Source organism: Aquimarina longa SW024, from assembly GCF_001401755.1.
GTDB classification, from domain to species: domain Bacteria; phylum Bacteroidota; class Bacteroidia; order Flavobacteriales; family Flavobacteriaceae; genus Aquimarina; species Aquimarina longa.
The window spans coordinates 111,142-124,354 of sequence record NZ_KQ474102.1 but is presented as its reverse complement, the minus strand read 5'-3'; the positions used below and the strand labels follow the sequence as shown (position 1 = coordinate 124,354).

Genomic DNA, 13,213 nt, shown 5'->3' with positions numbered 1-13,213 from the left:
CAATACTTCTAATTCTCTTTAAAAAAACACTAGAATTAACAATTTGGTAACATTGGGAGTTGTGTTTCTGAATAATTTTAGGTTGTATTATATGGTTTAAATTATTGAAAAACTATTTTATGTTGTTTTTGTTGTGAATTTAATGGAATATAACTGTTTTTTTAATAATACTTCAAAACATGACTAAACTGCATGATTTTATATTTGTTATTTAATTAAGCTAAGAATAAGCTATTCTTCTTTGGGTAAACAATAACGGTTAACTTTCTTTTGTAATAAAAAAATGAGCTATTATATAATTTAATTTTGGATTGATAATACTGTACGCATTTAGAGAAGGAGAATATTTTTTTAGCGACATTAGACTATCTTAATTGTTTGACCTAAGAATAAAATATTAATATCATTAGACGGCAAAAATTAGTGTGATTATTAGAAGTAGAATTTGACTAAATTATTTTTAGTTTTTTATAAACATCACTTTTAAATGTTCGTCCTACAGGAATACGGTATCCTTCTATTTCTATAGTCTGGTCTGATTCATAAAAAAAATTTACTTTTCTCCAATTAATAATATAAGAGCGATGTGTTTGTACAAAGACATCATTATTTAAGAGTTTGTGTAGACCAAGAATAGAATACCGGACAGAAAGTTTTTTATTATCAGATGTTACTAATGAGCAATAATTTTTAGAATCAGTATGGGCAAAAAGAATGGAGTCGATAGTTACTTTTACTAGCTTGTTACCACTTTTAATAAACACGTTTGATGGCTCTTCGGCAGTATTTTTATTTTTAATAGTAGAAATCTTTTTTTCTGCAAGAATCATGGCAGCTTGTAAATCTTTTTTATTAATTGGTTTAGTGATATATGCTATAGGTTCAATATCAGCAGCTTGTGATATAATAGTGGGACTGCAATCAGAAGAGGTGAATAAGGTAGGTATGTTATAAAGGGTTTTAATTCTTCTTCCTAAATCTATTCCTGCCTGTTTTCCATTAAGATGGATGTCTAATAGAACAACTTCTGGATTTAGTTTTCCAATTTGTTCTTGTGCTTCAAAAGGGTCATTAGAGTTTCCTATACAAGTATATCCTAACTCTTCTAAAGTAATTTTAAGATCTTCTAAATGAAAAATCTCATCTTCTACTATATATATATTCATTATCCATAAATAGTTTATGTAGAAAAGAATTTTGATACATTCTCTTCTTTTATTTTTAATGATTGTAATATAGGTATATTTAATTCAAACTGTGTGCCAATTTCTTTTTTTGACGATACTGTAATTTTGCCGTTATGCATCTTCACAAAACGATATACTAAATTAAGACCTATCCCCGTACCTTTTTCTCCTTGTGTCCCTATGGTAGATTGTTCTTTTTCTATTGTAAATAGCTGTTGAAGTTGCTTCTCAGACATTCCTATACCTGTATCAATAATTGAACATATAAAAGAATTTAACTCTTTTTTAAATTCAATAGTTATAGTTCCATTTTCAGTATATTTTAATGCATTACTAATTAGGTTTCTAAATATAACATTAAAAGCTCCTTTATCGAATTCTATAAGTATATCTTCTTTATATTTTAAATTAATTTTGGTTTTTTTATAGATTGTTTGCTGTTCAAAACTAGCAATAAGTTCTCGAAATTGGTTTTTTATAGAGATTTTTTCAGGATTAATTTTGTATCCATTCATTTGTTCTAAAGACCAATTCAGTAGATTGTCAAGCATGTAAGAAAGGTTTTCTGAGTTTTTTTCTAACTCTTGAGAAATTTCTATAGTGCGATGAAAGTTTTCTTTGTCAATATGATATTTTAAAATTTTACCAGATCGTTGAAATGGTATGATCATTCCTCTAAGATCATGAGCAATGATAGAGAATAACCTATTTTTAACTTGATTTATAGAGACTAGTTCTTTTTGCTGTTTGCGTAATTTTCGAAAAGCCCATATTCCAGTAATTAATAAGGATAATAAAAAAAAGGTAGCCAATAAGTATAAATTTTGCCTAGACTTTGCTTGTATTGCTATTTTTTTTTGCTTTTCTTTTTCTTTATTAAGAGTTACAATTTTTAATTCTTTCTTTTTTGTATCATATTTTTTTTCGAGATGCGCTACTTGAGTTTTTACTTTTTCATTAGCAATAGCATCTTTAATAGTGTAGTACTTTTTAAGATGATCAATTGCTAAAGAGGGTTGCCCTATTTCTTCATAATATTCACTATATCTTTTATGTAGTTCTTGCTGATTAATTAAGGGAGTCATTCTTTTTGTTATATATTCTAATAGTTTTAAATATTTCCCTGCTTTTTTATATGATTTTTTCTTAATGTATACTTCTGTTAAAGCTTTAAAAGATTGATGTAAGTTATTGTTATTATTAGAGAGCTTAATGATCTCATGAGATTTTATAAAATATTTTTCTGCGGTATCATACTGCTTTATATTATTAAGATATACCCAACCTTTTTCTCTTAAGGCTCCAGCAACTGTTATATCATCTTTTTGATTTTTAGCAAGAACTAAGATAGAATCTACGGTTTTAATTGCATTATCATTTTCTTGTAATTTTCGATAGCATCTTGCTAATGTTGAATAAGCAAGCATAAGTCCATGATGATTTCTTACTTCTTTTGCTCTAGAAATACTTTTCTTAATAAATTTTTTTCCAGTCTCATACTGCCCCCATTCTACATAAAAAAGCCCTAGATTATGATAATTAGTTTCTAAACCCTTAGGATTATCTTGTTTTTCTCTTAATTCTGTAGCGTATAATATATTTTTGATAGCTTCTTCATAATTAGAAGAAAGATAATAATATGATCCTATATTATTGTAATTAGTAGGTAAGCTAGTTGTATCATTGATTCTTCTTTTTAATTGGATTGTAGAATCTGAATACGCTATAGCTTTATAATAATCTTTGTTTTTTTCTGCAATTAATTCATGACTAGCATAATAATCTAACCATGCATTATTATTGATATCGTTTTTAATAAGTCTTTTTACGTTTTGTAATAAAATTAAAGCTTCTTTTTGATTGTTATTTTTAACTAAAAAAAACGATTTGTTAGCATACATAGACCAGAGTTCTTCTTCTTTGATTTTTATGTGTTCTCCTAATTTGATCGCTTTAGTGTAGAAATGTACTACAGAATCAAGTTTTTGTTTCTGATGATAGAATGCTCCTATTTTTGCATAAATTCGTACTTTACATAAAGGATCTGCTTTAGAAACTATTTGCTTACTATATCGTATTTTTAAATCTACATTGGTTGTTGTATCGAGTAGTTTATTCCATTTCTCACAGAAATCCTGTTTACTCTTAGCGTAAATGCTTAAAAATACTATAAGAATTAAGATAGAGAAAATAAAAATTCGTTTTAGCATAAATTTAAAATAAGCAGCATTAAAATATATAATACACTAAGTGCATTGATTTTTAAGTAAGTTTTTTAACACAAAAGTAATTGTTATAAACAATCATCCATATTATTTAGACAACCAGCTACATATTTATAACAAAACTCCTCTAATATATCTGAATACTCTATGAGTAGTATATTTTTACTCGTATAATTAATGCAATAAAATTAACAAAAAAATAAGTTGTATTAAATTTATATATAAAGTTCCGTAATTTTATACTGAATTGGTGTTGATATATGATAGAATGAATATTAAAAAGTAAAGAGAAAAGATTATCTGATTTTTTTTAAGAATTAACTCTAGGTTATACACTAGGTTTTTGTGATGATCGTGTGTTAAAAAAACATTAGCTTTTTTTAACAGTTTTTATTGCAGGAAGTATTAGTATGGTAAACGCAAAAATAAAAACTTTAATGAACATACGCTACGTATGAGATAGAGGTATGGGGATACTTACTATAAGTATAATAGATTTTAAATAGGAGTAGTAGACTATTTATAATATATTGTTTTATGTAGTGTGTAGAAACCAGTGTGTAATCAGGGTTATTTTTATTAGTAGTGTAATGACGTTTCCAATAAAATAACGAAGTTAGTAGTGGCTATGAATTATCAATATTATAACTTCTAAATTATTTTTTATATTGTTTAAAAGTCAATTTGGGAATATCATCTGGTACATCCCAATACTCATGATCAAGTTTATCAATGATATCGACTTCTTCATTGGATAATATATGATATAAATCGTTTAAGGTTTTTAATCTGTTATCATCTTTGTGTTTATCAATTATAGCATAGGCTGTTTCAATAATTCTAAGTGAATTATTTGCTTCTATTTTTTTTAAACAACGTATAGCATTTTCATAACAAGACCATCCCCAATTTGTGAAAAACTGAAGAAAACCTCCATTATGGACATCCATTTCTAGTTTCCAAAGAGCGGCTAATTCTTGTTCATCTTTGTTAAGTTTTGACCAATCTTGGTTATTTTCATTTAGTTTTTCAACAAAATGAATCGTATAATCAAACCATTCTTGTTCTATTTTAGAGATACTCATTTTAAAATAAATTAAACAGGATAATAGTATAATCAAAAAATACACATATACTTAAGGATAACTAGTATATGTGTATTTTTTAATTAGATGATTTTTTAAGATTTCGGAATAGGAAAACCTCTATCTTTCATTAATGCTTCGATTTTAGCATCTCGTCCTCTAAACTTTCGATAAGCTTCTGCTGGATCTATTGCATTACGAGGAGCAAATAGATATTTAACTAATTTAGTGGCAACTTCTTTATCATAGAATCCGCCTGGAGCTTTAGCAAAAGCTTCTGCAGCATCAGAGGTTAATACATCTGCCCACATATAACCATAATATGCTGTAGCATATCCTTCTCCAGAAAATACATGTCCAAAATGCGGTGTGCGGTGTCGCATTACTAATTCTTTAGGCATATTTAATTCTGCTAAAGCTTCTTTTTCAAAAGCATCAATATCAATATTTGTAGGATCAGCTAAATGAAGCTTCATATCTATTAATGCAGATGCTAAATATTCTGTGGTTCCAAAACCTTGGTTAAAAGTTGCTGCTTTTTTTATTTTGTCAACTAATGTTTTGGGGATAGGTTCTCCTGTTTTATAATGCACTAGATATTTGTTAATTACTTTATCAGTAGCTAACCAACGTTCTAATAACTGAGATTGAAATTCTGTATAATCACGTACACCACTATTAAGAGTTGGATATCTTACTTCTGATGAAAAGAAATGTAATGCATGACCAAATTCATGAAAAAATGTATTCGCATCATCCCATGAGATTAAAACGGCCTCTCCTGGAGCGGGTTTTACAAAATTAGAGTTATTTGATGCAAGTACATTTTTTTTACCATTAAAAGTAGTGTGACTTCTATAGGTTGTTGCCCATGCACCAGATCTTTTTCCTTCTCTGGCAAATGGATCTAAATACCATAAGCCAATATGTGCTCCGGAGGTTTTATCATTTACTTCCCAGACATTTACGTCTTCATGAAATACAGGAACTTTTCCTTTTTGAATAGGAGTAAATTTATAGTTAAACAGTTCACCTGCAACAAAAAACATAGCTTCTGTTAGTTTGTCTAATTGTAAATATTGTTTTACCTCATCAGAATCCAGATCATATTTCTTTTTTCGTACTTTTTCTGCATAGTAACGATAATCCCAAGGTTCAATAGTTATTTTATCTCCGTTCGCATTTGCAACAGCTTGCATGTCTGCAACTTCTTCTTTTACTCTGGCAATTGCTGCTGGCCAAACAGCATTCATTAAATTCATGGCATTTTCAGGATTTTTAGCCATACGGTTTTGTAACCTCCAATCTGCAAAATTATCGAATCCTAGTAATCCAACACGTTCTTTTCTAAGTTTTAGAATTTTTGCAATATTTTCATTATTATCTTTATCATCACCATTATCTCCACGAGAATAATACGTTCTCCATACTTTTTCGCGTATAGCTCTCTCATTAGAGTATGTAAGAAAAGGATCCATAGAAGATCTAGTATTGGTTATTGCGTATTTTCCATCTTGTCCTTTATCTTTTGCAGCTTTTGCGTAAGCTTTGATGAGCGGTTCTGATAATCCACTTAATTGGTTTTTGGTAAGATAGGTTACATATCCTTCTTCATCTGCTAAAACATTGTTAGAGAAATTAGTATACAAACCAGACAACTCATTGTTGATTGCTGCATACCGTTTTTTCTTTTCTTCATCTAAAGCTGCACCATTCATAGCAAAAGATTCATAGATCAGTTGTACTACACGCTGTTGGTCTGCTTCTAAAGGTGTTTGTAATGAGTTATCATAAATTGTTTTAATACGTTCAAACAATTTTTTGTTTTGTGATATTTTAGATTCAAAATCTGATAATTTAGGAGCCATTTCTTTTTGGATCTCTCTAAACTCTGATGAGGACAGATTACTACTTAGAATATAGTAGTATGTAAATACCCTATCAAGTTCTGCTCCAGATTTTTCTATTGCGACAATTGTATTCTCAAAAGTAGGAGTTTCTGGGTTGTTAGCAATTTCATCAATTTCTGTAAGTTTTAGCTCCATTCCTTTTTCAAGAGCTGGTTTTATATCAGTGACATTCATTTTATCAAAAGCAGGTGTCCCCGCATAGGGACCGGTCCATTCTTTTAATAAGATGTTTTCAGTTTCTTTTGTTTTGGTTATTTCCACAGTTTCTTTCTTTTGGTTACAACTTGTTAAAACCACGATAGCTGATAAAGCTATTGTTTTAAAAGTTGTGGAGAGTTGTGAGTTAATCATGATTGTTTAATTTTAAATTCTAGATTTGTTATTGTTAGTAAAGAAGATAGCATTTACAAAAAATAGTTTTCCTTCTTCCCAGAAAGATCTAAATAGTGGATTATCTATCATATATATAATAGACCCATTACCCATTTTTGTCTCACCAAATAATAATGAATTATTTAGATTTTTTAGTGCATCTTCTCCAGCAAACCCTGATATGAGTTCAGGTTTATCGATATATGCGATGTTATATCCTTTTTGAAGAAGTTTATAAGAATCATTTCCTAGTTTCAGGCTAAAATATGTATCCTTGTATCCAAATGCCATTGGGTGTGAGGAATCTACTTTGGTTTTAAAAATACTACCAGTAATAAATTTCTTCACACTTTCGCGTTCTCGTTGATTGTAAGTAATAAGGTTCCCTATAGAATCGTTTTCTTTTTCTTCGATTTTATTTTTTTTGAGATTGAATCCTTCTTTATCAATAAAATTATTTAAAGCATTAGCAATAGCGATTATTTTTCCACCATTGGTAATCCATTTTTTTAGTTTATTTAAAGCATCCGGATTAAAATAGTCTTTGTAATCTCCATTGGGTAGTATAAGAACATCGTAACTATTAAGATCTGAACTCTTAAAATATTCGGTGTCAATAGATGTAATAGGGAATTTAAGTTGTTGTTCAAAGAAGTGCCAAATTTCGCCATAATTTAATGATGATGTATATGTTCCTTTGAGAACTGCAATTTTTTGTTTGTTAATTAGTTTTACATCTGGGGATCCAAAATCTACTCCTTTATCAGAAAAACTAGTACGAGCAACATGTAGTTTTCGATGATGAGTATTGGCTATATTGATAACTGTTTTATCATAGTTTTTATGATTATCACTTTTAGTAATAATAAGACTTCCTTTTTTAAAATCTTTACCATCATTACTAAAGTCTTTTTCACTAAAACGAACTTTAATACCATGCTGTAGTAAATCAGTCATAAAAGCAGCGTCATTAATACTATTCCATCTAGCAATATATCCAGCTCCAGAAGTATTGATACTATTTTCAAGAAGAACTTCTTTTTTTGTGCTATTAGCAATAACCAATGTGGTGGAAGCAATAGCATCTAACCCATATGCGTATGGGATGCTCCAAGCAGTGATGTCGTAGGTAAGTGGATCGTTTAATTTAGCACTAGGTTCAAAAAGTACTTTTATCATTTTGCCTTTTGGCTGATTAGTACTTATAACAAGGGCTCCATTAGCATTGATACTACCTTGTTTGTTTTCTCTATAGTTGAATCCTGAAATTTTTGAAGCATTAGTAAATCCATACTTGATTTGATGCTGATCTAGTAGTTTTGTTAAGTTATTAATTTTATTAGTTTCTCCATTTAGGATATAGCTTTTATACTTTAGAGTAGTATTGGTAAAGAATTTTTTAAACTCCGAGTTTAGTTTTATAGCTTGTTGAGATGAAATTTCTACTGTCGATAATCCTGTTGTAGTATGATGTAATACACGATCTTTTAGAGTTAGTACGTAGCCTTCATCAGTTTTAATTCCTAGTCCTGCTCGTCCATGACCTGCTTGCTCATAGGTCATCCCAATGGCTCCCATAAAAGTAGGATATGTATCTCCGTAGCTTGGGTACAGTAGGTCAAAGCTTTCTCTTGTAAAGAATAACCATCCTTTTGCATCAAAGTATTTAGCATGATTTTTACCAATCTGAGTTTGGAATTTTTTTTGCCAAGGAGTAATAATTTCATGAAAAGGTTCTGCAGCAGGAGCAAAATAATAAGGTTCATTAATCCCTTGCTCGTGGAAATCTACATGAACATGGGGCATCCACGTGTTATATATTTCTAACCGTTGTTGTGATTCTACCTGAGTAACCCACGCCCAATCACGATTAAGATCAAATAGATAATGATTTGGTCTACCACTTGGCCAAGGCTCGTTGTGTTCTGCTGCCAATTGATCTATTTGATATGGGTGAGCTTTGGTTTGATTATACCAGTTCACATAACGATCACGTCCATCGGGATTCATACATGGATCGATAATAACTACAGTGTTTTCTAACCAAGTTTTTTTTTGGGTTATTAACTCATATAAAGTTTGCATAGCAGCTTCTGTACTAGAAGCTTCATTGCCATGTACATTGTAACTTAACCAAACAATTGCAATTTTTGGATTGGAGGTAGTACCTTCTGCTATTCCTATATTCTTTAAATTATCTAGTCGTATTTTTTCAATATTTTTTAAGTTTTCTTTAGAGGATATGATGGCATATGTTAGAGGTCTTCTTTCGTTTGTTTTTCCATAAGTATGATAGTTTACCATATCAGAATTACGAGCTATGTAATCAAAATACTGTATAACATCTGCATGTCTTGTAAATTGATTTCCAATGGGATATTGTAAAAACTCTGATGGAGATTGTAATTTGTGTTGTGAATAGGTTAGGAAAGTTGTTACAATTACGACAAAGATTGTAATAATTAATTTTTTCATTGATTGACTGTTCATTTTAAAATCGTAAAATACCGAGTTAAATTTACGATATAATCGGTATTAACTAAAATTTAGGATTTACAATAACAATCTGATGTATATTTAACCCACTTTATGTATTAAACTGTATTAGTAGAGTTTTAATTACTATAAAATATAATGTTTAAGGATTTTTGTATAGTATTTGTATTTAAAGATACGGAACTGTATTTTGTGAAATTTAGAAAATGGAATAAAATTTTTAATACATAAAGAAAATTTAATCTTTTTTAAAAAAATATATATATATGCCTAGTGACTGTATTCCGTTTAGTGATACGAATTACTTTTCCTCTCTTATTTGTGATTATTTAGAAGAAAAACCTGAGTTACATTCTTTTTATAATCGTTATCCAAAATTAGAAAACTTTAAAAACCAAATCATAGAAAAACAAGCCTCTTTCTCTGATGAGAATAGAGCAATAGTAGTAAAAGCATTACAAGAGCAATATAAAAATAGTATTCTTTCTGATGTTACAGTAAAGCATATTGCTTTTTTAGAACAGTCAAATACATTTACAGTTGTTACGGGGCATCAATTAAATCTTTTTACAGGACCTTTATATTTTTTATATAAGATTATTTCTACGATAAATCTAACTAAGATTTTAAAAGAAAAATATCCGGAGTATAATTTTGTGCCTATCTACTGGATGGCAACTGAAGATCATGATTTTGATGAAATTAATTATTTCAATCTTTTTGGAAAGAAAATACAGTGGAGTCATAAGGACGGTGGGGCAGTAGGAGATTTTGATACAAAAGGGTTAGATAAGGTTTTTGAAGTTTTTTCTTCAGAAATAGGGCTAGGACAAAATGCAGAACGCCTTAAACTCCTTTTTAAGGAAGCATATATAACACATGGAAATCTTGCTGCAGCAACTAGGTATTTGGCTAATGAGTTATTTGGAGCATATGGTTTAGTGATTATAGATGGAGATGATAAAGCATTAAAACGATTGCTAATTCCTTTTGTAGAAAAAGAGTTAGTTTCTAAAGTATCATATACTACTGTATTACCAAAAGCAAAACAATTAGAGGCAGCAGGATATAAAGTACAAGTCAATCCACGAGAGATAAATTTGTTTTATTTGGATAAAGGATTGCGAGAACGAATTATTGAAAAAGAAGGAAGATATTATGTAAACGAGACTGATATCTCTTGGAGTGAAAAGGAACTAATAAACCACCTTTATGAGATGCCTGAGAGGTTTAGTCCTAATGTAATGATGCGACCATTGTATCAAGAAGTTATTTTGCCAAACCTTTGCTATATAGGTGGAGGAGGAGAATTAGCATATTGGATGGAACTAAAAGATTATTTTGAAGCAGTAGAAATCCCTTTTCCGATGCTATTACTGCGTAATTCAGTTCTTATTCAGAAAGCAAAACAAACTAAAAAAATTGAGAAGCTCAATGTCTCTGATAGAGAATTGTTTTTGAAACAACATGAGTTGATTAATCTAAAGGTTAGACAAATTTCTGATATTGATATTAATTTTGATACGCAACGTAAGCATCTAAAAGAACAGTTTCAGGCAATGTATGAAGTAGCAAAACAAACAGATGTTACTTTTTATAATGCAGTAAAAGCACAAGAAACTAAACAACTTAAAGGTATAGATACTCTAGAAAAAAGATTACTAAAAGCGCAGCGATATAAGCTTAGTGACCATGTAAAACGATTAACAATATTGCAAAATGAGTTGTTCCCTAACCAGAGTTTACAAGAGCGTAATACTAATTTTTCTGAAATGTATCTGGAGTATGGAGAAGATTTAATACCAATATTAATAAATTGCCTAAATCCATTACAAGGAGAGTTTGTAATTTTAAAACAATAAAGGAGTATATTATTTTTTTAATGATTTAAAATAGATGCCTTACTTTTTTTAGTTTAATCAATATTGGTCGTTATATTATCATTTTTAGTATGCCTTTATCTCTAAATCAAAACAGTGAAAACTGTTAATAATGATAAGAAGATAAGAACTCCCACATATATACATTTTTTTCATGACTATCTTTTTTTATTATAAATACAATCAACCTGACTATATTATATATAGTATCGTAAAAAGGTATAATAGACTGTTTTTAATTCCTCATTGAAGATTCTAATTTCAATGGATTTCTCTCGAATTCAAAATATTTTTAGAAAATACATCTTGTGGGTACGTTCTGAGATTATTGATCTGAGGATTAATTTTTTTTAATACAAATAGTATTGAATTATAGTAAGATATATAGCGTCAATTGGAAGTATTTATAGTATTAAAAAAACACTGTTAACAAAAATAATGCGAAGCAAATGAAAATTAATGTGCTTAGGATTTCAGAGGTTATAATTTAATTTTATTTTTGCCTATGCAAAACAACGTACTTATTTTAGATTTTGGATCGCAATACACTCAATTGATAGCAAGAAGAGTGAGGGAATTAAATATATATTGCGAGATACACCCATATAATAATTTACCAAAGAATATATCAGATTTTAAAGCTGTAATCCTTTCAGGGTCACCGTTTTCTGTAAGAGGAGAAGATGCTCCTCATCCTGATTTATCAGAGATTCGAGGTAAAAAACCACTTTTAGCAGTTTGTTATGGTGCTCAATATTTAGCGCATTTTAGTGGAGGGCAAGTTGCACCATCAGATACTAGGGAATACGGTAGAGCAAATCTATCTTTTATAGAAAAAGGAGAACAGTTTTTTGAAAATATAGAAAAAAACTCACAAGTATGGATGAGTCATAGTGATACGATAAAAAAACTTCCTGATAATGCCTTACGATTAGCCAGTACTAGTGATGTAAAGAATGCAGCATATAGAATTAAAGAAGAAGAAACATATGCAATTCAATTTCATCCAGAGGTATATCACTCAACTGACGGGAAACAATTACTAGAAAATTTTCTTATTAAGATAGCAGATATCCAACCAGATTGGACACCGAATTCTTTTGTAGATTCTACAGTAGCAGAACTCAAAGAAAAAATAGGGAATGATAAAGTGGTACTAGGTTTAAGTGGAGGTGTAGACTCTACAGTTGCTGCGGTACTATTACATAAAGCTATAGGAGAAAACCTGCATTGTATTTTTGTAAATAATGGATTATTACGTAAAAATGAATTCTCTGCTGTATTGAAACAATATGAAGGTATGGGACTTAATGTTAAGGGCGTAGATGCTTCGGCACGTTTTTTGAAAGCTCTTGCAGGAGAAAGTGATCCCGAAAGAAAGCGAAAAATCATAGGGAATATTTTTATAGAAGTGTTTGACGATGAAGCACATCAAATAGAAGATGCTAAATGGTTAGGTCAGGGTACAATTTATCCAGACGTAATAGAATCTATATCAGTAAACGGACCTTCTGCTACCATAAAATCTCACCATAATGTAGGTGGATTGCCTGATTTTATGAAGTTACAAGTTGTAGAGCCACTACGTATGTTGTTTAAAGATGAAGTTCGTAGAGTAGGAGCATCAATGGAACTTGATCCAGAATTACTTGGTAGACATCCTTTTCCAGGACCAGGATTGGCTATTCGAATACTAGGAGATATCACTCCAGAAAAAGTTGCTGTTTTACAAGAAGTAGATGCTATTTTTATTAATGGATTAAAAGAAGATGGTTTATATGATAAGGTATGGCAAGCAGGCGCTATTTTGTTACCAGTACAAAGTGTTGGAGTAATGGGCGATGAACGTACTTATGAAAATTGTGTAGCATTAAGAGCGGTAGAAAGTACAGATGGAATGACTGCAGATTGGGTAAATCTTCCTTATGAATTTTTACAAAAAACCTCTAATGCAATAATAAACAGGGTAAAAGGCGTTAATAGAGTAGTATATGATATTAGTTCTAAACCTCCAGCAACTATAGAGTGGGAATAAAGTTCTATAAAATCTAGTTTTTT

7 protein-coding genes are annotated in these 13,213 nt (G+C 29.8%); 2 read left to right on the top strand and 5 right to left on the bottom strand.

The genetic code is table 11. The features are described 5' to 3' along the window. Positions 1 to 449 precede the first annotated feature (449 nt). The 5 genes from N456_RS16585 to N456_RS16565 form a co-directional block, all read right to left on the bottom strand. On the bottom strand, positions 450 to 1,166 hold the full coding sequence (locus N456_RS16585; protein WP_062059674.1) for a LytR/AlgR family response regulator transcription factor: 717 nt from the start codon (positions 1,164 to 1,166) through the stop codon (positions 450 to 452). Between the two features lie 14 nt (positions 1,167 to 1,180). Continuing rightward, complete coding sequence (locus N456_RS16580) at positions 1,181 to 3,397, bottom strand: ATP-binding protein (RefSeq protein ID WP_062059672.1); 2,217 nt, start codon at positions 3,395 to 3,397, stop codon at positions 1,181 to 1,183. A 671-nt stretch (positions 3,398 to 4,068) separates the two neighbouring features. Continuing rightward, entirely contained in the window at positions 4,069 to 4,497 is a 429-nt protein-coding gene (locus tag N456_RS16575) for a DMP19 family protein (protein WP_062059670.1), read from the bottom strand. Positions 4,498 to 4,592: 95 nt separating this feature from the next. Next, a complete protein-coding gene (locus N456_RS16570; protein WP_062059668.1) occupies positions 4,593 to 6,758 on the bottom strand; it encodes a M3 family metallopeptidase in 2,166 nt (721 codons plus the stop codon). A 12-nt stretch (positions 6,759 to 6,770) separates the two neighbouring features. Continuing rightward, on the bottom strand, positions 6,771 to 9,254 hold the full coding sequence (locus tag N456_RS16565) for a M14 metallopeptidase family protein (RefSeq protein ID WP_062059666.1): 2,484 nt from the start codon (positions 9,252 to 9,254) through the stop codon (positions 6,771 to 6,773). 287 nt (positions 9,255 to 9,541) lie between these two features. Here N456_RS16565 and bshC point away from each other — a divergent pair, with 287 nt between their 5' ends. Together bshC and guaA are read left to right on the top strand one after the other, a co-directional pair. Further along, entirely contained in the window at positions 9,542 to 11,137 is a 1,596-nt protein-coding gene (gene bshC, locus N456_RS16560) for a bacillithiol biosynthesis cysteine-adding enzyme BshC (protein ID WP_062059664.1), read from the top strand. Positions 11,138 to 11,660: 523 nt separating this feature from the next. Further along, positions 11,661 to 13,190 (top strand): glutamine-hydrolyzing GMP synthase, encoded by a 1,530-nt coding sequence (gene guaA, locus N456_RS16555; protein ID WP_062059662.1) that lies wholly within the window; start codon positions 11,661 to 11,663, stop codon positions 13,188 to 13,190. The last annotated feature ends 23 nt before the right edge of the window (positions 13,191 to 13,213 follow it).